Annotated in this window: 17 protein-coding genes; 11 read left to right on the top strand and 6 right to left on the bottom strand. The window is 71.6% G+C overall.

Going from position 1 to position 22894, the window contains the following annotated elements; genetic code table 11:
• Position 1 precedes the first annotated feature (1 nt).
• Together ASC56_RS16170 and ASC56_RS16165 are read left to right on the top strand one after the other, a co-directional pair.
• On the top strand, positions 2 to 1285 hold the full coding sequence (locus tag ASC56_RS16170; protein WP_055492110.1) for an adenylosuccinate synthase: 1284 nt from the start codon (positions 2 to 4) through the stop codon (positions 1283 to 1285).
• 409 nt (positions 1286 to 1694) lie between these two features.
• Positions 1695 to 3518: a bifunctional UDP-sugar hydrolase/5'-nucleotidase gene (locus tag ASC56_RS16165; protein ID WP_055492109.1), complete on the top strand. Its 1824-nt coding sequence runs from the start codon at positions 1695 to 1697 to the stop codon at positions 3516 to 3518.
• A 98-nt stretch (positions 3519 to 3616) separates the two neighbouring features.
• Here ASC56_RS16165 and ASC56_RS16160 read toward each other — a convergent pair whose 3' ends face one another.
• The 3 genes from ASC56_RS16160 to ASC56_RS16150 all read right to left on the bottom strand — a co-directional run bounded on the left by ASC56_RS16160 (position 3617) and on the right by ASC56_RS16150 (position 6682).
• Positions 3617 to 4267 (bottom strand): hypothetical protein, encoded by a 651-nt coding sequence (locus tag ASC56_RS16160; RefSeq protein WP_055492108.1) that lies wholly within the window; start codon positions 4265 to 4267, stop codon positions 3617 to 3619.
• A gap of 142 nt (positions 4268 to 4409) precedes the next feature.
• A complete protein-coding gene (locus ASC56_RS16155; RefSeq protein ID WP_055492107.1) occupies positions 4410 to 5099 on the bottom strand; it encodes a GntR family transcriptional regulator in 690 nt (229 codons plus the stop codon).
• Between the two features lie 227 nt (positions 5100 to 5326).
• The gene (locus ASC56_RS16150; protein WP_055492106.1) at positions 5327 to 6682 is read right to left on the bottom strand and encodes an aspartate aminotransferase family protein; all 1356 of its coding nucleotides are present in this window, start codon (positions 6680 to 6682) and stop codon (positions 5327 to 5329) included.
• Positions 6683 to 7599: 917 nt separating this feature from the next.
• On the opposite strand from ASC56_RS16150, the gene ASC56_RS16145 reads away from it, so the two are divergent.
• Both ASC56_RS16145 and ASC56_RS16140 read left to right on the top strand, forming a co-directional pair.
• Positions 7600 to 9795 carry a serine/threonine-protein kinase gene (locus tag ASC56_RS16145; RefSeq protein WP_055492105.1) on the top strand — a complete coding sequence of 732 codons (2196 nt, stop codon included), beginning with the start codon at positions 7600 to 7602 and terminating at the stop codon, positions 9793 to 9795.
• 147 nt (positions 9796 to 9942) lie between these two features.
• Positions 9943 to 11475 carry a substrate-binding domain-containing protein gene (locus ASC56_RS16140; RefSeq protein WP_055492104.1) on the top strand — a complete coding sequence of 511 codons (1533 nt, stop codon included), beginning with the start codon at positions 9943 to 9945 and terminating at the stop codon, positions 11473 to 11475.
• A gap of 19 nt (positions 11476 to 11494) precedes the next feature.
• Here the strand turns inward: ASC56_RS16140 and ASC56_RS16135 are convergent, their stop codons facing one another.
• Complete coding sequence (locus tag ASC56_RS16135) at positions 11495 to 12235, bottom strand: SLATT domain-containing protein (protein WP_055492103.1); 741 nt, start codon at positions 12233 to 12235, stop codon at positions 11495 to 11497.
• 364 nt (positions 12236 to 12599) lie between these two features.
• Between ASC56_RS16135 and ASC56_RS16130 the strand changes: the two genes are divergently transcribed.
• The 7 genes from ASC56_RS16130 (at position 12600) to ASC56_RS41920 (ending at position 19656) form a co-directional block, all read left to right on the top strand.
• Complete coding sequence (locus ASC56_RS16130) at positions 12600 to 12938, top strand: YbaB/EbfC family nucleoid-associated protein (RefSeq protein ID WP_055492102.1); 339 nt, start codon at positions 12600 to 12602, stop codon at positions 12936 to 12938.
• A gap of 108 nt (positions 12939 to 13046) precedes the next feature.
• Positions 13047 to 13646: a recombination mediator RecR gene (gene recR, locus ASC56_RS16125; RefSeq protein WP_055492101.1), complete on the top strand. Its 600-nt coding sequence runs from the start codon at positions 13047 to 13049 to the stop codon at positions 13644 to 13646.
• Complete coding sequence (locus ASC56_RS16120) at positions 13639 to 14298, top strand: DUF5063 domain-containing protein (protein ID WP_055492100.1); 660 nt, start codon at positions 13639 to 13641, stop codon at positions 14296 to 14298. The genes recR and ASC56_RS16120 overlap by 8 nt, the downstream gene beginning before the upstream one ends.
• A gap of 348 nt (positions 14299 to 14646) precedes the next feature.
• A complete protein-coding gene (locus ASC56_RS16115) occupies positions 14647 to 15924 on the top strand; it encodes an aspartate kinase (protein WP_055492099.1) in 1278 nt (425 codons plus the stop codon).
• A gap of 40 nt (positions 15925 to 15964) precedes the next feature.
• The gene (locus ASC56_RS16110) at positions 15965 to 17050 is read left to right on the top strand and encodes an aspartate-semialdehyde dehydrogenase (protein WP_055492098.1); all 1086 of its coding nucleotides are present in this window, start codon (positions 15965 to 15967) and stop codon (positions 17048 to 17050) included.
• Positions 17051 to 17443: 393 nt separating this feature from the next.
• The gene (locus tag ASC56_RS16105; protein ID WP_079102531.1) at positions 17444 to 18112 is read left to right on the top strand and encodes a SigE family RNA polymerase sigma factor; all 669 of its coding nucleotides are present in this window, start codon (positions 17444 to 17446) and stop codon (positions 18110 to 18112) included.
• Positions 18109 to 19656 carry a hypothetical protein gene (locus ASC56_RS41920; RefSeq protein ID WP_234376968.1) on the top strand — a complete coding sequence of 516 codons (1548 nt, stop codon included), beginning with the start codon at positions 18109 to 18111 and terminating at the stop codon, positions 19654 to 19656. The genes ASC56_RS16105 and ASC56_RS41920 overlap by 4 nt, the downstream gene beginning before the upstream one ends.
• 148 nt (positions 19657 to 19804) lie before the next feature.
• On the opposite strand, the gene ASC56_RS16095 is transcribed toward ASC56_RS41920, so the two are convergent.
• Both ASC56_RS16095 and ASC56_RS16090 read right to left on the bottom strand, forming a co-directional pair.
• Positions 19805 to 20791: an SURF1 family protein gene (locus ASC56_RS16095; protein ID WP_079102530.1), complete on the bottom strand. Its 987-nt coding sequence runs from the start codon at positions 20789 to 20791 to the stop codon at positions 19805 to 19807.
• A 115-nt stretch (positions 20792 to 20906) separates the two neighbouring features.
• A complete protein-coding gene (locus ASC56_RS16090) occupies positions 20907 to 22760 on the bottom strand; it encodes a prolyl oligopeptidase family serine peptidase (protein WP_055492097.1) in 1854 nt (617 codons plus the stop codon).
• Between the last annotated feature and the right edge of the window lie 134 nt (positions 22761 to 22894).

Below are 22894 nucleotides of genomic sequence, written 5' to 3'. Positions count from 1 at the left end.
CGTGCCCGCACTTGTGCTGCTCGGTGCTCAGTGGGGTGACGAAGGCAAGGGAAAGGCCACCGACCTGCTCGGTGGCTCGGTGGACTATGTAGTGCGCTACCAGGGCGGCAACAACGCCGGCCACACGGTGGTCGTGGGTGACCAGAAGTACGCACTCCACCTCCTCCCTTCCGGAATCCTGTCGCCCGGATGTACGCCCGTCATCGGCAACGGTGTCGTGGTCGACCCCTCGGTCCTGCTCTCCGAGCTGAGCGGTCTGAACGAGCGTGGCGTCGACACGTCCAAGCTGATGATCAGCGGAAACGCGCACATCATCACCCCGTACAACGTCACTGTCGACAAGGTGACGGAACGCTTCCTCGGAAAGCGCAAGATCGGCACGACCGGCCGTGGCATCGGCCCGACCTACGCCGACAAGATCAACCGCGTGGGCATCCGCGTCCAGGACCTGTACGACGAGTCCATCCTGACCCAGAAGGTCGAAGCGGCCCTCGACGTCAAGAACCAGATCCTCACCAAGCTGTACAACCGGCGCGCGATCGCCGTCGACCAGGTGGTCGAGGAGCTGCTGGGCTACGCCGACAAGATCGAGCCGTACGTCGCCGACACGGTCCTGATCCTGAACCAGGCGCTCGACGACGGCAAGGTCGTCCTCTTCGAGGGCGGTCAGGGCACCCTGCTGGACATCGACCACGGCACGTATCCCTTCGTGACCTCGTCGAACCCGACCGCGGGCGGCGCCTGCACGGGCTCCGGCGTCGGCCCGACGAAGATCAGCCGTGTCATCGGCATCCTGAAGGCCTACACGACCCGGGTCGGCTCGGGCCCCTTCCCGACGGAGCTGTTCGACGAGGACGGCGAGGCGCTGCGCCGCATCGGTGGCGAGCGCGGTGTCACCACCGGCCGGGACCGCCGCTGTGGCTGGTTCGACGCGGTGATCGCCCGCTACGCGACCCGGGTCAACGGACTGACCGACTTCTTCCTCACCAAGCTCGACGTCCTCACCGGCTGGGAGCAGATTCCGGTCTGTGTCGCGTACGAGATCGACGGCCGGCGTGTCGAGGAACTCCCCTACTCCCAGACGGACTTCCACCACGCCAAGCCGGTCTACGAGTACCTTCCCGGCTGGAGCGAGGACATCACGAAGGCCAAGACCTTCGGCGACCTCCCCAAGAACGCCCAGAACTACGTCAAGGCGCTGGAGGAGATGTCCGGCGCCCCGATCTCGGCGATCGGCGTGGGCCCGGGGCGCGACGAGACGATCGAGATCAACTCGTTCATCTAGTGCTGCGACCGGAAAGGTTCACCGGCTCGCGACGCCCGGCACGGCACCTCGCCGCGTTGTCGCATCGCCCGAGTACATCCAGTACGCGGGCGACGCTCCGCCTTGCGATGCACCGCACCGGACGCCGCGAGCTTCCCGGCAAACCTTTCCGGCCACAGCACTAGGCCGCGACCGGCCGGTCGGTGATGGGCGGATGCGGGCCGCACCCGCGGGGTCCCCGGACCCCGGAGGCGGTCCGGATCCGCCCATCACCCTTGTCCCGAGGGCGGTTTCGGGAACGCATTCCTCTTCCTTGACCTGGGCATGACTTGTTCCTGGTTCCCGGTGGGGCGGGGTGACGCCACGATCTACGCGTGTAGTCCCGCACGGCTCGTCCATCCGCCCCTCGCGCGCGTCCCAGGAGACCCGTATGCCCGTCAGCCCCATGAACCGCCGGGAGTTCATGCAGAAGTCGGCCGTCACCGGTGCGGCCGTGGCCGTCGCGGGGAGCGCGGCAGCCGCCCCGGCCGCGGCCGCCGAGCGGCCGGGGACGCCCCACCACCGGCCGCGCACCTGGTCGTTCTCCATCCTGGGCACCACCGACCTGCACAGCCACGTCTTCGACTGGGACTACTACAAGGACGCCGCCTACAGCGACAAGGCCGGCAACTCCGTCGGTGTCGCGCGCGTCGCCACCCTCATCAAGCAGCAGCGGGAGGCCAAGGGCGAGGACCGGGTGCTGCTCGTCGACGCCGGCGACATCATCCAGGGGACGTCACTGGCGTACTACTACGCCCGCGTCGACCCGATCACCGGCACCTCCGGCAAGCACGGCCCCAGGCACCCCATGGCCGTCGCCATGAACCATATGCGGTACGACGCCGCCGCCCTCGGCAACCACGAGTTCAACTACGGCATCGACCTGCTGCGGAAGTTCGAGAAGCAGTGCCACTTCCCGCTGCTCGCAGCCAACGCCCTCGACGCCAGGACCCTGCGGCCCGCCTTCCACCCGTACACGGTGAAGCGGATCTGCGTCCCCGGCGCCCCCGACATCAAGGTCGGCATCCTCGGGCTGACCAACCCCGGTATCGCCCTGTGGGACAAGGACAACGTCAGCGGGAAGATGGTCTTCCCCGGGCTCGTCGAGCAGGCGAAGAAGTACGTGCCGCGGCTGAAGGCCCTCGGCTGCGACGTCGTCTTCCTCACCGACCACTCCGGGCTCGACGGATCGTCCTCGTACGGCGGTGAACTCCCCTACGTCGAGAACGCATCCAACCTCGTGGCCGAGCAGGTTCCCGGCATCGACGCCATCCTCGTCGGCCACACCCATGTCGAGGTCTCCTCCTACACCGTCACCAACAAGGAGACCGGCAAGGACGTCGTCCTCTCCGAGCCGTACTGCTGGGGCATGCGCCTGACCGTCTTCGACTTCGAGCTCGAACTGCACCACGGGCAGTGGAAGGTGACCAGCACCAAGGCGGAGACCCTCAACCCCAAGGACGCCGAGGAGGACCCGGAGATCACCCGGCTCCTCAAGGCCGACCACGACCTCGTCGTGAAGTACGTCAACACGCCTGTCGGCACCTGTACGGAGGACCTCTCGGCGGCCGAGTCCTGCTGGAAGGACGTTCCCGTCATGGACTTCATCCACCAGGTCCAGATGGCGAGCGTCGCCAAGGGGCTGTCCACCGCCGACGCCGCCCTGCCGCTCATCTCCGTCGCCGCGCCCTTCAGCCGCACCGCCGACATCCCCAAGGGCGATGTGACGATCCGGGACATCGCCGGGCTCTACATCTACGACAACACCCTGTACGGCAAGAGGCTCACGGGCGCCCAGCTCAAGGACTACCTGGAGTACGCGGCGAAGTACTACCACCAGGTGCCCAGCGGTACGAAGGTCGACACGGCGACGCTCACGAACGCCAACAACTTCTGGGACTACATGTACGACACCGCCGCCGGCGTCGACTACGAGATCGACATCGCGCAGCCCGAGGGGTCGCGGATCAAGAACCTCTCCTACAAGGGCGCTCCGGTCGCCCCCGACCAGGTCTTCGTCGTCGCCGTCAACAACTACCGGGCCAACGGCGGAAGCGGCTACCCGCACATCGCCTCCGCCGGCATCGCCTACAGCTCCACCAACGAGATCCGTCAGCTGATGATCGACTACGTGACGTCGAAGGGCACCCTGAACCCCACGGACTTCGCGGTCACCAACTGGAGGCTGACGCAGAACGGGACGCCGGTGTTCTAGACGGTGGTCCAGACGGCCGCCGTGCTCGAGAGGTGCCCGACGGCCGGGGCCGAGCGCCCGCGGACCCCGTGCGGATCCGCGGGCATCGCTCGTACGGCTCAGCTGAAGACGATCATCGAGCCCTGGGCGAGGCTCCGGGTCACCGCCGCGTGCAGGCCCAGCCACACATGGCGTTCGCGGGCGAAGGGACTCGGGTCGTACGGGGCCGGCAGCGCCGGCTCCTCCAGCGCCGTGGGGGCGAGCGGGGGCTCGGGGGCGACGGGCGGGTTCGCCGGGTCGATGCCGATCGAGGGGGCCACGAACTGCAGCTCCCGCAGCAGGGCCTGGGACGAGCCCAACGGGCCGCCGCCCGCGAGGAGTTCGTCGTCGGACAGCGGGTGCGGGAAGTCCACGGGGACGTACGCGCCGGCGTGGTCGTAGTGCCATACCAGGTGTGACTGCTGGGCCGTCGACTCGAACATCTCCAGCAGCTGCTCGTAGTCGCCGCCCAGCTCGTCGACCGGGGTCACGGCAAGCCCGCACACCTGGAGCAGATACGCCCGCCGCAGGAAGTGCAGCGCGTCGTAGTCGAAGCCCGCGACCGGCGCCACCTCGCCGGTCAGCCCCGGCATGTACTGGTACACCGGCACCGGCGGCAGTCCGGCCGCGCCGAGCACCTTGTCGTAGAGGGCGAGTTCCTCGGCGAACGGGTTGTCGGGCGTGTGGCACAGCACGTCGACGAGCGGGACCAGCCACAGGTCACAGGCCAACAGTAAGCTCCTCGGGTCATCGGAGTGGTGCTGGCAGCGTAATGGGCGCGGGCGCGCAGCGCCGCAGCCCTGCACGTCCCATACCCACACGCCGCCGATCCGCTCCGTGCCGGGCCCGGCCGTGCGACGACGGGCCGGCGGTTCAGCCGGCGGCCTGCCGTTCGAGCAGGGCGAGCGAGTGCCTGTTGTACGCGGTGACGACGGCGTGCGCCGCGACGTGGTCCCGGCGGGCGAGGGCGTCGACCAGTTCGGTGTGCCCGGCCCACAGGCGGCCCTTCAGCTCGGTGACCCCGCGCAGGTGCTGCACCACGCAGACCCAGGACTGCACGCGCAGCCGGTGCAGGAAGTCGGCGAGGTAGGGGTTGCCGTGCAGGGCGCTCAGCTCGCGCCAGAAGCGCAGGTCGTAGCCGATGAGTATGTTCAGGTCGCCGGCGCTGGCCGCCCGCTGGGCCTCCTCGCCGCGGCGGCGCACCACGGTGAGGGTGGCGGTGTGGCGGGCGTCGTCCGCGGCGGTCTTCCCGGCGCCGTCGATGAGCCGGTGGAAGATCTCGTCGGTGACGAGGCTGCGGGCGTCGATCATGTCGCGGTAGTCGTCGAGGGAGTAGGCGCGGACCTCGAAGCCGCGGTGCTGGACGGCGTCCAGGAGGCCCTGGGCCGACAGATCGACCAGGGCCTCGCGGACGGGGGTCGCGGAGACGCCGTACTGCTCGGCTATCTCCTTCACCGTGAATTCCTGCCCCGGCTGCAGTCGGCCGGCCAGCACCTCGTCGCGGAGCGCGTCGGCGATCTGCTGTCGCAGGGTGCTGCGAGTAACGGCGCGATTGCCGGGCATGGTGGTCGTGGTCCCCCATCCGCGTACGGGTTCGTGTGCCTCTCGAACACGTCACCTTACGCGGTGGGGGTGCGGGAGCCCCGCGCACGTCGGGGGCCTCTTGCGGCCGGTCCGTGTGCGCGTTCTGCCGCTCACTCGGTGTATACGGTCTGCCCCCCGTGCGCGTCCTGCCCGGTGTACTCGTCCCTTGCTCGGTGTACTCGTCCCCTGCTCGGTGTGCTCGTCTCCTACTGGGTGTACTCGTCCGCCGCCGACAGCGCCGCGTCCAGTGCCGCGAGGCCCTCCTTCGCCTCGGCCTCCGTGATGGTGCAGGGCGGGACGACATGCGTGCGGTTCATGTTGATGAAGGGCCACAGGCCGTTCGCCTTCGCGGCGGCGCCGAACGCGGCCATCGGTGCGTTCGCCTCGCCCGCCGCGTTGTAGGGCACCAGCGGCTCCCTGGTCTCGCGGTTCTTCACCAGCTCCAGGGCCCAGAACATGCCGACGCCGCGCACCTCGCCCACCGACGGATGCCGCCGGGCCAGCTCGCGCAGTCCCGGCTCGATGACCTGCGCGCCGACGACCGCGGCGTTCGCGACGACGCCCTCCTCCGCCATGACGTTGATCGTGGCGACGGCGGCGGCACAGGCCAGCGGGTGCCCGGAGTACGTCAGACCGCCCGGATAGGGCCGCTTCCCGAAGGTCTCGGCGATCTTCCCGGATATGGCGACGCCGCCGAGCGGGACATAGCCGGAGTTCACGCCCTTGGCGAAGGTCATGAGGTCGGGGGTCACCTCGAAGAGGTCGGCCGCGAACCACTCGCCGGTCCGCCCGAACCCGGCCATCACCTCGTCGAGGACGAAGACGATCCCGTACTTGTCGCACAGCTCACGGACGCCCGCGAGGTAGCCGCGGGGCGGGACCATGATCCCGGCGGTCCCGGGGATGGTCTCCAGGACGATCGCGGCGATCGTCCCCGGCCCCTCGAAGGCGATGGTCGTCTCCAGGTGCTCCAGCGCCCGCTCGCACTCCTGCTGCTCGGTCTCGGCGTAGAACCGCGAGCGGTACAGGAACGGCGCCCAGAAGTGCACCACGCCCGCGGAGCCGCTGTCGGAGGGCCAGCGGCGCGGGTCGCCGGTGATGTTCACGGCCTGCTGGGTGCCGCCGTGGTAGGAGCGGTACGCGGACAGCACCTTGGGCCGCCCGGTGTGGATCCGTGCCATGCGGACGGCGTGCTCGATGGCGTCGGCGCCGCCGTTGGTGAAGAAGATCTTGTCGAGGTCCCCCGGGGTGCGCTCGGCGATCAGCCGGGCGGCCTCCGAGCGGGACTCCACGGCGAAGGCGGGGGCGAACGTGGTCAGGGTGGCGGCCTGCTCCTGGATCGCGGCGACGACCTTCGGGTGCTGGTAGCCGATGTTGGTGAAGACGAGCCCGCTGGTGAAGTCGAGGTAGCGGTTGCCGTCGTAGTCCCAGAAGTACGACCCCTCCGCACCGGCGACGGCGAGCGGGTCGATGAGCTCCTGCGCTGACCAGGAGTGGAAGACATGCGCACGGTCCGCGGCCTTGACGGCAGCGCCGGCCTGGGGGTCGGTCTGAGGGGTCATGCGCCCGAGGGTAGGTGTCCGGGATGCGGACGCGACATCGGCGTCCTGTCTGCGGTCGGGACGGGAACGCGACAGGTTGTCGGGTGACTGTCGTCATCACGGCCTGCTCACACCTGCCCGGGTGCGCCGGAGGAGGAGCCACGAGCCGCACACCCGTCCACCTCGCCGTGTACGACACCCCCGCCGACGGGGAGACCGGACACACGACCGCACCTCGCCCTGGCCGGGTACGGGATCCGCACCGCCGGCCCGGCCCCAGGGAGCCGGTCGTCTCGCTCGGCGGCCCGCGTATCGGCCCCGACAGGGCGCTCGGGGGTCTGTGCCCGGGCCGGGAGCGGCAGGAGCCGCTCAGCCGCGGGGACCCGCAGTCTTCCGGCTCGATGGCCGGTTCCTCGCCGTCGCGCAGGACGTGGCCCGGCCGGCCGGTCGGATCGCCGCCCGGTGGCAGGCCCTCGGGGCCGGCCTGTCCGGGCCGCCGCCGGTGTCCGGGATCGCCCGTGTCATGGGCATACACGGCAGGGCGTGCGGCGGGTCGCGGGCATGCACGGCAGGGCGTGCGGCGGGTCGCGGGCATGCACGGCAGGGCGTGCGGCGGGTCGCGGGCCTCCTCATGGAGCGCCCCGCCGAGTAACCGCCCAGCCCCGCCCACCGGGGGGCCGAGCTGCTCGCCCCGACCGAGGCCGGCCGGGCGGCCGTGGCACGGATCGCCCTGGTCACGCGGCCCTCGCCGACCGGCTCGCGGAGGCCCTGGGGACGCGGGATTCGCCGAGACCGTACGGGTACCGGAGTGGCCCTCGGCGGCGCGGGACGAGGTCGCCCGGCCCGTTACGGAACCGTAGACACGGGCGGGGCCGACTCTCCCCGTACGGCGGCACTATTCTCTGGCTGTCGCACACGCAGGGGGAGGTGACGCGGCGGTGGAGAAGCTCGGGGCCGGGGATCCGCAGCGCATCGGGGGCTACCGGCTGCTCGCGCGGCTCGGTGCCGGAGGCATGGGGCGCGTGTATCTGGCGCGCTCCGACCGGGGCCGTACGGTCGCCGTGAAACTGGTGCGGCGGGAGCTGGCCGAGCAGGAGGAGTTCCGGGCCCGCTTCCGTCAGGAGGTGCAGGCCGCCCGGCGGGTCGGCGGGTACTGGACCGCGCCCGTCCTCGACGCCGACACCGAGGCCGTCGTCCCGTGGGTCGCCACGGGCTATGTCGCGGGCCCCGCCCTGCAGACCGTCGTCTCGCGCGACCACGGCGCCCTGCCGGAGCGTTCCGTGCGCGTCCTGGCCGCCGGACTCGCGCACGCCCTCCAGGACATCCACGCCGCCGGACTCATCCACCGCGACCTCAAGCCCTCCAACGTCCTCGTGACCATCGACGGGCCGCGGGTCATCGACTTCGGTATCGCCCGCGCCCTGGAGACCCTCGGCGGCGCCGGACTCACGCGCACCGGCGCGCTCGTCGGTTCGCCCGGGTTCATGGCGCCCGAGCAGGTGCGCGGTGACCGCATCACGCCCGCGTGCGACGTCTTCTGCCTGGGTTCCGTCCTCGCCTACGCCGCCACGGGCGTCCTTCCCTTCGGCGGCGCCAACAGCGGCGTGCACGCCCTGATGTTCCGCATCGCCCAGGAGGACCCCGATCTGGCGGGTCTGCCCGAGAGCCTCGCCGACCTCGTGCGCGACTGTCTGCGCAAGGACCCGGCCGCCCGGCCCACGCCGGCACAGGTCCTGGAACGGACCGGCGCCGACGACACGCTCTCCGGCGGCCGCACCCGGGACCCCTGGCTGCCCGGCTCCCTGGTCGCTCAACTGGGCCGTCACGCGGTGCAGTTGCTGGACACGGAGGACCCGGAGGAGGGGTCGGACACGGCGGGCTCGGCGAACGGGGTGCCGTCGGCGGGGACCGGCGGGCGGGAAGCCGGCGGTGGTGGGGCGGCCCTCGCCGACGGGCATCCGGTCGGCGCGGTGGGTGCCGACGGCCCGGTGGACGGCTCGGACGGTCCCGTGGACGGTCCGGACGGTCGGGGGGCCGGTGTGGTGGACGGACATGGGGCCGGTGCGGACGGACGCCTCCCGGGGGCCGACGGGAGTGCGGCGGGTTCCGTCGGGCCCGCGGCGGGCGGCGGCGTGCGTACCGCGGGCTCCGGCGAGGGGGCCCCGGCGGCTCCCGTGGACCTGACCAAGCGGCGCCCGGCGGCCGTGGTGCCGCAGGCCACTCCCGAGCACGCTCCCGCCCTCGACGAGCCGGACGGCGCCGCTCCGCCGCCGCCCGGCCGGCCCGCCGACCTGGACCGGATGCCGACCCAGGTGGTCGCACCCGGCGCCGTGCCCCCGCCGGGCGCACCGCCCGCCCCCCATCCCGCCTACGGCTACCCCCAGCAGCACCCCCAGCCTCCCGCGTACGGCTACCCGCACGGCGGCGGAGGAGGCTGGGGCGGCGCCCAGGCCCCGGCCCGGGGCCCCGGCCCCGCCCTCGGCTCCACACCGCCGTACGGCCCGCCCCCGTACGGCATGCACCCCTACGGCGACCCGGGACAGCAGGAGCCACCGCGCCGCTCCGGTCGTTCCACCGCCGCGCTGATCGTCGTCGCCCTGGTCGTGGCGCTCGGCGCGGGCGGTTCGGTGTACGCGCTCATGCGGGGCGACGGGACCCCGCAGCGCGGCGGCGGCAGTCTGCCCTCCGCCTCCACCGCGCCCGCGACCCCCGGCCGCGGCACGCCCCCGCCCTCGACCCCGGGCACCGCGAGCCCCACCGCCCAGTCGCCCTCCGCCGGGGCCGTGCCCGAGGCCTACCTGGGCACCTGGACCGCCGCCATCGACAACGCCACCGGGCACAGCACTCGCCGCCTGGTCATCCAGCAGGGCCAGGTGGGCGACACCGTGCTCTCCCTGACGGCGGACGGCCCGGCCGGCGCGGGCACGTACCGCTGTGTCTTCGAAGCGAAGCTGGCCGCCAGGCCCACCGCGGGCGGCCCGCTGAGGATCGCGTCGTCCACGGTCACGGTCGGCGCGCCGGCGTCCTCGTGCACCCCGGGCGCCGCGACGGAACTGACGATCCTCCCGGACGGCCGACTCAGGCGTGTGAACACGAGCAACGGCGGCTCCCTGACGTACACGAAGGAGCGCTGACGCACTCCAACACCGCCATGGCGCAGCAGCCCTGACGGAACATCAGGAAGTCTCGCTGAACACCCGCTGAACTTCCCCCCTCGTGTCCGAAATGTTCTCCCAGCGGGCCGTACGGTGTCCGCACCGTCGGCTCGGGGGAGTGGCCAAGTGGCGTGGGTGAGCCCGGAGAACATCGTCGCTGTGGGGACCGCGGTTCTCGGTATCGCGGCATCGGCGGGGATGGTCTGGTACGAGCGCCGGGTGCCACGGCGCAAGAGGATCGGGTACCGCGTCCAGATGGACAACCCGATCGGCGACAACGTGCGCTCGGGACGGGCCAACGTACGGCTCGGCTGGTTCGACGAGGCCTCCGGCATGGCCGACGCCACGTTCGTGCTGCTGCGCATCGAGAACGACGGCTCGCAGAGCATCGCCGACAACGACTACACGGGCCGTGAAGTCCACGGTCTGACCGCGGTGTTCACCGACCGCACGGTCCGTGGGGCGTCGGTCACACAGCCGTCCGGCACCGACCACCTCATGGACCACTTCACCCCGGCGGCCGGCTTCGGCTACGAGGGCAACACGCTGCGCATCCCGCGCGTCCCGCTCAACCGCGGGGACCACTTCAAGCTGCTCGTGCTGCTGTCGGGCGGCGACGTGGGCAACGGGATCCGGCTCATCGGCGGCATCCGCGACGGGGAGGTGCGCCCCAACCGCAGTACGACCCCGGACGACAAGCCGCCCCTGTTCAGCCGCGCCTCCCGGCTGATCACCGTGCTGCTGACGGTGTGCGTGATCACCCTGGCCACGATCGTGGTGGCCCGGGACGACACGCGACCGCCCATCGGCTGCGCGAAGGGCACGCTCACGGTCACCGGGTCGACTGCGTTCGAGCCCGTGATGCGGGAGCTGGCGAAGAAGTACGAGAAGGACTGCGCGGGTTCCGTCATCACGGTGGACGCACACGGCAGCACCGCGGGCGTGCGCGAACTCGCCGCCACTGGGCAGCAGTCGGCGAAGGGCTCGCCGCCGGTCGTCGCCCTCTCCGACGGCCCGAAGCCCGAGGGTCTGTCGCAGTTGAGCGAGACCCGGGTGGCGGTGTCGGTCTTCGCGCTGGTGATGAACAAGGACGTCCCGCTCACGAACCTGTCGATCGACGACGTACGTCGGCTGTACGCCGGCCGGATCACGAACTGGAAGCAGCTCGGCGGCCCCGATCGACCGGTCCTGCTGGTCAGCCGCGACGCCAACTCCGGTACCCGGCAGGTGTTCCAGCGCCGCGTCCTGGGGCGCGGCGAGATCGCCAACTCCTCGCTGGACTGCGTCCACAAGGACGATACGACGGCTCCGGTCGTCCGCTGTGAACTCGACTCCACCGAGCAGGTGCTGAACACGGTCGCCGCGCTGCCCGGCGCGATCGGCTACAGCGAACTCAACCTCGCCGCCGGGCACACGGGGCTGCGGCTGCCGGCCCTCGACGGCCACCACCCGTCCGTCGACGAGCTCGAACACGGCGGGAGCGACTACCCGTACCGGGAGATCGAGTACGCGTACACCTACGGCCGCCCGCCCGCCGACTCCCTCGCCTCCAGCTTCCTCACCTACATCAGCCAGGGCAACGGCCAGAACGTCATCCGCACCCACGGACACCTTCCCTGCGGCACCCCGGTGGGCCTGAGGATCTGCGCCGAGAGCTGACGGCCCCCGGCCGGCCCGGCTACCGGGTCTCCGGCGGTCGCTGCCGGGGCATGTTCGGCCGGGTCCCCGTCGGGGGTGCGAACCGTCCCGGCGTCGCACCCTCCGTCCGTGGCGCAGCCGCCCCCGCCGACTGGATCACCAGCGGCGCGGACCCGGTCCGGAACTCCGCCATCCAGTCGGCGGTCTCCGACCGCACCAGCTCCGTCACGTCCTCCGAGAACCGCCGCAACACCGACAGGCACCGCTCCGCCGCCTCCCCCGCGGTCCCCTCCGTCGGCCCCAGCACCTCTCGCACGCACTCCGACGCCCAGTCGAACTGCAGCGTCTGCAGCCGCCGTTGTACGGCCTGCGCGGTCGCCACGTCCCTTATCCACCCGGACGTCACCCCGAAGAACCGGTCCCCGGCCACGCACGCCGCCCCGAGCAGCAGCGACAGATACGCCCATGGCGCCACCCCGCCCGTCGCCCCGGTCAGCTCCAGCAGCGGCAGCGCGGCCCCGCACACCGCCCCCGCCACCGCGCCCACGCGCAGCGCCCGCGCCGCCCGTCGCTTCCACACCCGGTTGGCGAGATACCAGGCCGCCGTCTCCAGCGCGCGGCGCTCCACCCACCGGTACAGCTCGTCGAGGCGCTGCGCCGGCTCTCCCCAGTCACCGTGTGGGAACGGCCGCCCCAAGAGGTCGCCCGGCCGAAGCCCCGCCGCCCCGTCGTCCCGCCCGTCCTGGAGCGGACCCTCGGGCTGCATCTCCGGCTGACTCACCCGGCACTCCCTACGTACGGCTATGACGTCCCCGATGCGTTCCGCGGTACTGCGCCGCCACATCGTGCACGTTGCGCGATGGATTCGTGACGCATGGTGCCGAAGCGCAGGACCCTTCCTACCGTCCAACGGGTGCCGAGAACCCGGGTTTCATCGCATTTCCGCCCGGAAGTAGGCCTGGGTCGGGTGGAGAACCACCCGCAAACTCACTCGAAAGAGTTTCGTGAGGGGTCCGGCCTGAGTCCGGACGGACTAGCGGAGCGATCGTCCCGGTGACCACGTAGGCTCGTGCCAGGCGGCAAACCCCGCCCTGACAGCCGTGCGAAACCCTGACAGCCGAACCGTACGAAACCAGGAGCTGATCGTGATTCCCGGTGGTGGGCAGCCCAACATGCAGCAGTTGCTCCAGCAGGCCCAGAAGATGCAGCAGGACCTGGCGGACGCCCAGGAGGAGCTGGCGCGGACCGAGGTCGAGGGTCAGGCGGGCGGCGGCCTGGTGAAGGCCACGGTCACCGGCGCCGGTGAGCTGCGGGCCCTGGTCATCGATCCCAAGGCGGTGGACCCGGAGGACACGGAGACGCTGGCCGACCTGATCGTCGCGGCGGTCCAGGCGGCCAACGAGAACGCGCAGAGCCTCCAGCAGCAGAAGCTCGGCCCGCTGGCCCAGGGGCTTGGCGGAGGCTTCCCCGGCCTGCCGTTCTGAGTCCACCGGCTCGTCCCTTCTAAGAAAGGCGAGGGCCAACTACCGTACGTACCAAGAGACCGAGCGCGGCTACCGTACGTACCGAAGCTCTCCAGGAAAGGCAGTCCGTTGTACGAAGGCGTGGTCCAGGACCTCATCGACGAGCTGGGTCGGCTGCCCGGCGTGGGTCCCAAGAGCGCGCAGCGGATCGCCTTCCACATCCTGCAGGCCGAGCCGACGGACGTCCGCCGGCTCGCCCAGGCCCTGCTCGAAGTGAAGGCGAAGGTCCGCTTCTGCGCGACCTGCGGCAACGTCGCGCAGGAGGAGCTGTGCGGCATCTGCCGTGACACGCGCCGCGACCCGTCGGTGATCTGCGTGGTGGAGGAGCCGAAGGACGTCGTCGCGATCGAGCGCACGCGCGAGTTCCGGGGCCGCTACCACGTCCTGGGTGGCGCGATCAGCCCGATCGAGGGCGTGGGCCCGGACGACCTGCGCATCAGGGAACTGCTCGCGCGGCTGGCCGACGGCACGGTCACCGAGCTGATCCTGGCCACGGACCCGAACCTGGAGGGCGAGGCCACGGCGACGTACCTCGCCAGGATGATCAAACCCATGGGCCTGAAGGTCACCCGCCTGGCCAGCGGCCTCCCGGTGGGTGGCGACCTGGAATACGCGGACGAGGTCACCCTCGGCCGCGCCTTCGAGGGGAGACGACTCCTAGATGTCTGACGCCACGCTGCACTCCACGACGCAGGACCCGGACGACTTCGCGGTCCAGATCGCGGACCAGATCGAGAGCTTCCTGGTCGCCGTCACGGAGGTCGCGAAGGGCGACGAGCCGGACTCGGCCGTCCCCTTCCTCCTGCTGGAGGTCTCCCAACTCCTCCTGGCCGGCGGCCGCCTGGGCGCGCACGAGGACATCGTGCCGGACGAGCGCTACGAGCCGGACCCCGGCCCGGAACCGGACGTCGACGAACTGCGCGAACACCTCGCCACCATGCTGGACCCCATCGACATCTACTCGGAGGTCTTCGACCCGTACGAGCCGCGCAAGGCGCCGGTCCCGGCCCGTATCTCCGACGACCTGGCGGACGTCATCACGGATCTGCGCCACGGCATGGTCCACTACCGTGCCGGCCGCACCACCGAGGCGCTGTGGTGGTGGCAGTTCTCGTACTTCTCCAACTGGGGCTCCACCGCGTCCGCGACGCTGCGCGCACTCCAGTCGGTGGTCGCCCACGTGCGGCTGAACCAGCCTCTGGAGGAGCTCGACGGCCTCGACACCGACCAGGACCCCGGCGACGAGATCCTCGCGGAGGAGGCGGGCCGGGTCATGGCACAGGAGATCGCGGGTCCGCTCGGGCTGCGCACGGTCAAGTGACGACTGCGGAAGGTCACGACATCGTCGCCTTCCGTCAGGAACCCGAGGTCGGCAGGGCTGGTCGCGTGCACTTCCCCACCCCCGCCTGTGACACGCGGCACGTTGCGAGTACGGAGTCCGGGGCGGGGGCAGGTGCGTCCCGGAGCGGCCGGAGTTCGCCGTGGTGGGCGGCGGTGAAAACCGTCGTACGTCCGCGGTGCATCCGAAGAAAAGCGGGGTGAACCCGGCGTGAGCGGGACATCTCACCATGCGGTATCCCGGAAGGGTGATTCGGCCGCTCGATAGACTGAGCCGACCGCACTGCACATGCGCAGGTGCGGAAAGAGACGGACTGAGCGAGGAGCGCACGTGGGCCTTGTCGTGCAGAAGTACGGAGGCTCCTCCGTAGCCGATGCCGAGGGCATCAAGCGCGTCGCCAAGCGGATCGTGGAAGCGAACAAGAACGGCAACCAGGTGGTTGTGGTCGTTTCCGCGATGGGCGACACGACGGACGAGCTGATCGATCTCGCCGAGCAGGTTTCCCCGATGCCTGCCGGGCGCGAGCTCGACATGCTGCTGACCGCCGGAGAGCGGATCTCCATGGCCCTGCTGGCCATGGCGATCAAGAACCTGGGTCACAAGGCCCAGTCGTTCACCGGCAGCCAGGCAGGTGTCATCACCGACTCGGTCCACAACAAAGCCCGGATCATCGACGTCACGCCGGGGCGCATCCGGACCGCGCTGGACGAGGGCAACATCGCCATCGTCGCCGGCTTCCAGGGCGTCAGCCAGGACAAGAAGGACATCACGACCCTGGGGCGCGGCGGCTCCGACACGACCGCGGTGGCGCTGGCCGCCGCCCTCGACGCCGAGGTGTGCGAGATCTACACGGACGTCGACGGTGTGTTCACCGCCGACCCGCGTGTGGTGAAGAAGGCCCGGAAGATCGACTGGATCTCCTTCGAGGACATGCTGGAGCTGGCCTCGTCCGGGTCCAAGGTGCTGCTCCACCGCTGTGTGGAGTACGCGCGCCGCTACAACATCCCGATCCACGTCCGCTCCTCCTTCAGCGGGCTGCAGGGCACGTGGGTCAGCAGCGAGCCGATTGAGCAAGGGGACAAGAAGGTGGAGCAGGCCATCATCTCCGGTGTCGCGCACGACACCTCCGAGGCCAAGATCACGGTCGTCGGTGTGCCGGACAAGCCGGGCGAGGCCGCCTCGATCTTCCGCGCCATCGCCGACGCCGAGATCAACATCGACATGGTCGTGCAGAACGTGTCGGCCGCGTCGACCGGTCTCACCGACATCTCCTTCACCCTTCCGAAGACCGAGGGGCGCAAGGCGATCGACGCCCTGGAGAAGGGCAGGAGCGCCATCGGGTTCGACTCACTGCGCTACGACGACCAGATCGGCAAGATCTCGCTCGTCGGCGCGGGCATGAAGACGAACCCCGGCGTCACGGCGGCCTTCTTCGAGGCGCTGAGCGACGCCGGCGTGAACATCGAGCTGATCTCGACCTCCGAGATCCGCATCTCGGTGGTGACGCGCGCGGACGACGTGCCGGAGGCGGTCCGCGCGGTGCACTCCGCGTTCGGCCTGGACTCCGAGAGCGACGAGGCCGTCGTCTACGGAGGCACCGGCCGATGACCGCCCTCCTCGGCGGGGGCACGGGGCGCACGGAGCGTCGATGACGGCGCGGACCGGCAGGCCGACGCTCGCGGTCGTGGGAGCGACCGGGGCCGTGGGCACGGTCATGCTCCAGATCCTGTCCCAGCACGCGGACATCTGGGGCGAGATCCGCCTGATCGCCTCGCCGCGCTCGGCCGGCCGCAAGCTGACCGTGCGCGGCGAGGAGGTCGAGGTCGTGGCGCTCTGCGAGGACGCGCTGTCCGGGGTCGACGTGGCGATGTTCGACGTACCGGACGAGGTCGCGGAGCAGTGGGCGCCCGTCGCCGCGGCCCGGGGTGCGGTCGTGGTCGACAACTCGGGCGCGTTCCGGATGGACCCCGAGGTGCCCCTGGTCGTTCCGGAGGTCAATCCGCATGCCGCCCGGGTGCGTCCGCGCGGCATCGTCGCCAACCCCAACTGCACGACGCTCTCGATGATCGTGGCCCTCGGTGCCCTGCACGCCGAGTTCGGGCTGCGCGAACTGGTCGTCTCCTCGTACCAGGCCGTCAGCGGCGCCGGACGCGCGGGCATCGACACGCTGCGGCAGCAGTTGTCGCTGGTCGCGGGCACGGAGCTGGGGACGAGCCCCGGTGACGTACGGCGCGCGGTGGGCGACCGCACGGGCCCGTTCCCGGAGCCGGTCGCGCTGAACGTGGTGCCCTGGGCCGGGTCGCCGCGCGAGGACGGGTGGTCCTCGGAGGAGATGAAGGTCCGCGACGAGACCCGCAAGATCCTGGGGCTGCCGGAGCTGCGTGTGGCCGTCACCTGCGTGCGGGTCCCGGTGGTCACCACGCACTCCCTCACGGTCCACGCCTGCTTCGAGGGCGAGGTGACGGTCGACCGGGCCCGCGAGATCCTCGACACCGCGCCCGGTGTGGTCCTCTTCGACAACCCGGCGGCGGGCGAATTCCCCACACCCGCGGACGTGGTGGGCACGGACCCGACCTGGGTGGGCCGGGTACGCCGCGCTCTGGACGATCCCACGGCGCTCGAACTGTTCGTGTGCGGCGACAACCTGCGCAAGGGCGCCGCGTTGAACACCGCGCAGATCGCCGAGCTGGTGGCGGCAGAGCTGGGTGCCTCGTCAGACACCGCCTCGCGCTGAGGCACTCTCCCACGCGTATGTTCTGCGGTGGTCGATGTCCGGTGGCCGAGAGACTTCCTGCCGTTGGCTCAAACGTTTGTAGGATCGGAGTCGTTTCCTTGGCCCGGTCGCTGGTCCGGACCACTTGAATCGAAGCCTCTCGGCGTTCGAAGATTTCCCTCCCCGCCCTCGCAACCACGCGCAGGGCGGGGAGCGTCTTTGCGGTCGCCTTCCGGGGGCTGGGCGCCACCACACACGGGGCATAAGGGAAGAGCTGGTACGCATGAGGGCACTTGACGCGCGGTCCGGTGTGCTGGGGGGCGCACGACAGGACGTGCAGACGGACGTGCTGCCCGACACGAACGTGATGCCTGTCGCGTACAACCCTGACGGGGGAAGACGTGTCCAACTGGCGTGGCAGAGGTACTCGAATTCACCGCGGTACAGACGAGGGGCACGGCCCTGCGTCCGCCCCGGCGCCCCCGCATGCCCGGCGCGCCCGGCGGCATGCCGGTGATCGCGCCCATGCCCGCCGCGCGGCCCACCCGCATACCGGACCAGCGCGAGAGCGCTGACGAGACGATGGCCGTCGGCACCACGGTCGACCATCTGACCGAGACCTACCGCGCCCACTACCGCTCCCTGCTGGGCCTCGCGGCGCTCCTCCTCGACGACACCGCGTCCTGCGAGGACGTGGTGCAGGAGGCGTTCATCCGCGTCCACTCGGCGCGCAAGCGCGTCCGCGACCCGGAGAAGACGCTTGCGTACCTCCGTCAGACGGTCGTCAATCTTTCGCGCTCGGCGTTGCGCCGGCGCATCCTCGGCCTGAAGCTGCTGACGAAGCCGATGCCGGACATGGCGAGCGCCGAGGAGGGCGCCTACGACCAGCTGGAGCGCGACTCGCTGATCAGAGCGATGAAGGGTCTGCAGCGCCGCCAGCGCGAGGTGCTGGTGCTGCGTTACTTCGCGGACATGACCGAGGCTCAGGTCGCGGAGACGCTGGGCATATCGCTGGGGTCGGTGAAGGCGTACGGCTCGCGCGGCATCGCGGCGCTCCGTGCCGCCATGGGGGCGCCGGCATGAGCGAGTACGACGAGCGGCGCTCCGCCGCCAGGGGGCGCGACTCCCACGAACGACACGAGCCCTACGAGTGGCGCGAGCCGACGGACCGGCGCGAGCCCGAGGACGAGCACGAGCACCATGCTGGGAACGGAACTGTGAACCACCGCCCCGACGACCAGGGTCGTCACGACGCCGGACCGGACCGCGCCATCCCGGACGCGGGTTCCGAGGGCTCCGGCGCGGGTGGCGAGGGCCTGGGTGCGGGTGGCGACGACGGCTTCGGTGCCGGGCGGGACCGGCTCCTGTCGGCACTCGGCGGCCTCGGCCGGGGTGGCTTCGACGCCGACCGGGCCGGGGACGACCGGGCCGGGGACGACCGGTCCGGGGACGACCGGTCCGGGGACGACCGGTCCGGGGACGACCGGTCCGTGGCCGGTGGGTCTGGGCTCGGTGGGTCTGGGTTCGGTGGGTCTGGGCTCGGTGGGTCTGGGCACGGTGGACCCGGGGCCGATGGGTCGGGCCCGGAGTCCGCGGGGCCCGGGGGCGCGCCCCACGAGTCCGAGGCGGCGCCCGACGGGCTCGGTTCGGACGAGCTGGCTCTCCGGCGGATGCTGCAGGAGGCGGTGCGCGACATCGAGCCGCGTGACGGCACCCTGGACCATCTGCGGCATGCGGTACCCGCCCGGCGGGCCCGCAAGCGGCAGGCAGTGGTCGGTATGGCGGCCGCCGCCCTGTTCATCGGCACGGCGATCCCGGCCCTCGTCCACGTCTCGAACGCCACCGGCTCCGACGCCGACCCGTCCATCGCCGGCCAGGCCTCGCAGGCGCAGGGCGGCACAAGCCAGGGCAAGGGCCCGGACGGCGGCTCCAGCGGCGCGGCCGGCTCCTCCGGGACGACCAAGGAGAAGGACAAGGACGGCCAGAAGGGCAAGGAGGACAAGGGCAAGGGCGCCACCAGCGGGGCCACCGGCGGAGCCAACCCGACGGCATCCGCGCAGAACGCACCCCCGTGTACGGCGGCCCAACTCGGCCGCGCGACCCCGACCGTGGGTGCGCCGGACTCCACCGGCACTGTCTACGGCACCTTCCGCGTCGCCAACGTCTCCACCGCGAGCTGTACCGTCCTGGGCGGCGGCAGCGTGTCCGCACTCGCCCAGGGCGCTGCGGACCCGACCAAGATCAGCGTGCTGAACCATGTCTCGGGCGACCCGGCCACCGGCCTGCCCGACACGGCCCAGGAAGTCACCTCCCTGGTGCTCAAGCCAGGGGGCGCGTACGAGGTCAAGTTCGCCTGGGTCCCCTCGGGGACCTGCCCCACCACGGGCGGCGGCACCGGCGGCCCGTCCCCGGACCCGAGCCCCTCGGACAGCGCGTCCGCGAGCGGCGCCGCGACCGCGAGCGGCGGCGGTACCTCACCGCAGCTGATGACGGAGGCCGGCGTGGCCGATGGCAGCGTGGCGGTCTCCCACAGCGTGGAGCCCGGCTCCGCGACCTCCACGACGACCATCCCCAACGCCTGCGCCGGCACGGTCTACCACACGGGCATGCTGCCCACTTCTTCCTGAACGGCACGACGACAGGCCACCGGGCGGGCGTGGCTCGGTAGGTCCTGGCCGGGTCCCAGCAGCGGCCGGGCCTCACGCACAGCGGCGGCCGGGCGGCCCGGGGCATGGTGGCCGGGGCAGGTAAATTCGGCTCAGCGGTCGGCCGGCCTCAGGCCTTGGTGGCGCGGGGCTGCTTCTCGTCGCCGGCTGCCCGGCTCCCGGCCGCCTCCGCCGGGCCTTCGGCCGAGCTCTCGCTTCCGGTGGCCTGCGTGTGGCCTTCGGCCGAGCTCTCGCTTCCGGGGGCCGATGTGCCGTCGTCGTTCGCCGCCCCCGGAGCCGGGGAGGTCCCGGAAGCCGTCGCCGCGCTGCTTCCGGTCTCCGGCCCGGAGTCCGGACCCTCCGTGACGAGTCCCAGTTCCGCGTCCCGCGCGTACTCCACCTCGCGCCGCAGCAGCCGGAACCACATGAAGACCGTGAAGCCCGCGAAGACGAACCACTCCCCGGTGTAGCCCAGGTTCTGGAACGCCTTCAGATCCAGCCCGGTCCCCACGGGTGCCGTCGCCGGTACCGCCTTCATCCCGCTGTCGCCCTTGTCGAGGGTGACCCACGCGGGATACACGTCGTACGGCACCAGGTTCACCAGCGACGCGGAGCTGATCGCCGAGGTTTGCCCGGCGGGCAGACCGCCGCCGGCGCCCACCCCGTTCGCCCCCGGGCTCTCGGAGGCCTGCAGGGCTCCCGTGACCGTGACCACTCCGGCCGGCGCGGCGGGCGCCTTCGCGGGGTCCGCGTCACCCGGCAGCCAGCCCCGCACCACCGGAAGTGCCTTCCCCCCGCCGGTCCGCAGCATGGTCAGTACGTAGAACCCGCGCCTGCCGTCCAGCTCCCGGTCCGGCACCAGCAACTGCTTCCCGTACCGGCCGGTGGCCGTGGCCCGCTTCCCGGACGTCCGCTTGTCCACCGGCAGCAGCTCGTCCAGTGGCCGGGCCGCCTCCTTCCGGGCCGCCGAGGCCTGCTCACTCGCCGTCCGCTGGTCGTGCACCCGGGCCTCGAACCGGCTCAACTGCCACGACCCCATGAAGACGCAGAAGGGGATGGCCAGCAGCACGAAGACGTTGATCCCCCACCAGCGGGGCGTCAGCAGAAACCGGTACACGCCCTCAACGGTACGGTGCCGCCGCCGCGGGCCTGCCCGTGGGGCCGGGGTACGGGGCACACGCGCATGCCCCGTACGCCGCCTCCCGCGCCGGCCGCCGTCCCCTCCCGCTCCCTCAGATGCCGCTCGTCACCTCCCCCAGATGCCGCTCGGCGAAGTCCAGCTCCAGCCGCACCTGCTTGATGCGCTCGTCGACCACCAGCGAGCCGTGCCCCGCCTCGTACCGGTACACCTCGTGCACCGCGTCCCGGGCGGTGAGCCGGTCCACATAGTTCTCGACCTGGCGGATCGGGCACCGTGGGTCGTTCACCCCCGCCGAGATGTACACCGGTGACTTCACCGCATCGACGTATGTCAGCGGCGACGACGCCTCGAACCGCTCCGGCACCTCCTCCGGCGTGCCCCCGAGCAGCGTCCGGTCCATCGCCTTCAGTGCCTCCATCTCGTCGTGGTACGCCGTGACGTAGTCGGCGACCGGGACCGCCGCGATCCCGATCGTCCACGCGTCCGGCTGGGTGCCGAGGCCGAGCAGTGTGAGGTAGCCGCCCCAGGAGCCGCCCGTCAGGACGAGCCGCTCCGGATCCGCGAGCCCGGACGACACCGCCCACTCCCGCACCGCGGCGATGTCCTCCAGCTCGATCAGCCCGACCCGGTGCCTGAGGGCGTCCGTCCACTCGCGCCCGTATCCCGTCGAGCCGCGGTAGTTGACCCGCACCACCGCATACCCGTGGTCCACCCAGGCCGCCGGGCCCGCCGCGAAGGAGTCGCTGTCGTGCCAGGTCGGACCGCCATGGATGTCGAACACCGTCGGCAGCGGCCCGCGCGCCCCCGCCGGCCTCTGCACCAGCGCGTGGATGCGGCCGCCCGGCCCCTCCACCCACACGTCCTCCACGGGCACCGACCCGGGCGCCCTCATCCCCGGCGGATCCAGCACGACCTCGCCCGACGTCGACCGCACCACCGGCGGCTCGGCCGCCGACGACCACAGATACTCCACGGTCCCGTCGGGGCGGGCCGTCGCCCCCGACACGGAGCCCGGCGGCGTCGGCACCCGAACCAGCTCGCGCGTCGCCAGGTCGTAGCGGAACAGCTCGCTGCGGGCCTCGAAGCTGTGCACGATCAGCAGCGCGGAGCCGTCCGGATACCACTCCGCGGCCACATCACCCGGCAGCTCCAGCGCCAGGTCCGTCTCCTCACCCGTGGCGACGTCCCAGACCATCGGCTCCCACCGGCCGCGCCGCTGGTGCCCGATGAGCAGACGCGTGTCCCCGTCGACGGGCGCGAAGCCGAGCACCTCCAGACCCAGCTCGACCGTGCCGCCCTTGGTGTCGTCCAGCTCCGCCACCGTCCAGCCGTCCGGCCGCAGCACGCGCAGCGCCGAGTGCATCGCGTCGCCGTGTTCGGTGTGCTCGATGACGACCAGCGAACCGTCGCGCGAGAGGTCGCCCACCCCGGCCGACTCGCGGTGCCGGTAGATCTCCATCGGGTCCTGACCGGCCCGTACGAGATGGATCGTCGAGCCGTCCTGATCGGTCGAGCGGCCCACGACCGCGGTCCGGCCGTCCCGTCCGATCGCGAGCCCGGCCGGATACGACGGCTCCAGACCGGGAGCCGCCGGTTCGTCGGTCCCGGAGGCCGCGCCCGGGTCACCGGGCACGAACGGCTGGCGTCTCCAGATCCCGAACTCGTCCCCGTCCGTGTCGTCGAACCACCAGATCCACTCGCCGTCCGGGGAGAGCAGGCCGTCCGTCGTGCCGTTCGGCCGGTCCGTGACCTGGCGCTGCTCACCCGTGGTGCGGTCCCACGCATACAGCTCGTACGTCCCCGTCGCGTTGGACACGAACAGCGAGCGGTGCGGTGCGTCCTCCGCCCAGTCCGGCAGCGAAACCCGCGGCGCTCGGAAGCGCTTCTCCCAGTCCGGCATGTCCCCGCCGCGCTCCGGCGAGGTGGACCCGTTGCTCTCAGTCATGGCCCCATAGTGCCTGCCCCGGCCGACTTCCCGCCGAGGAGGCCCCCAGCCTGTGGATAACTCACCTACGCCCCCGCTCCTGCCCCTCCTGTCCCGGCCGTCCTGTGGCCCCGCGCCTCGGCCGTGCCCTTGGC

This window comes from Streptomyces sp. TP-A0356, assembly GCF_001417775.1.
Classification (GTDB): Bacteria; Actinomycetota; Actinomycetes; order Streptomycetales; family Streptomycetaceae; genus Streptomyces.
The sequence above is the reverse complement of the archived record's forward strand: the minus strand, read 5'-3'. Positions and strand labels throughout refer to the sequence as shown.

Excerpts from the sequence above, each read along its gene's own strand:
- ASC56_RS16165 (WP_055492109.1), top strand. The coding sequence starts at position 1,695 with ATGCCCGTCAGCCCCATGAACCGCCGGGAGTTCATGCAGAAGTCGGCC.
- ASC56_RS16155 (WP_055492107.1), bottom strand. The coding sequence starts at position 5,099 with ATGCCCGGCAATCGCGCCGTTACTCGCAGCACCCTGCGACAGCAGATC.
- ASC56_RS16150 (WP_055492106.1), bottom strand. The coding sequence starts at position 6,682 with ATGACCCCTCAGACCGACCCCCAGGCCGGCGCTGCCGTCAAGGCCGCG.
- ASC56_RS16120 (WP_055492100.1), top strand. The coding sequence starts at position 13,639 with ATGTCTGACGCCACGCTGCACTCCACGACGCAGGACCCGGACGACTTC.
- ASC56_RS16110 (WP_055492098.1), top strand. The coding sequence starts at position 15,965 with ATGACGGCGCGGACCGGCAGGCCGACGCTCGCGGTCGTGGGAGCGACC.
- ASC56_RS41920 (WP_234376968.1), top strand. The coding sequence starts at position 18,109 with ATGAGCGAGTACGACGAGCGGCGCTCCGCCGCCAGGGGGCGCGACTCC.
- ASC56_RS16090 (WP_055492097.1), bottom strand. The coding sequence starts at position 22,760 with ATGACTGAGAGCAACGGGTCCACCTCGCCGGAGCGCGGCGGGGACATG.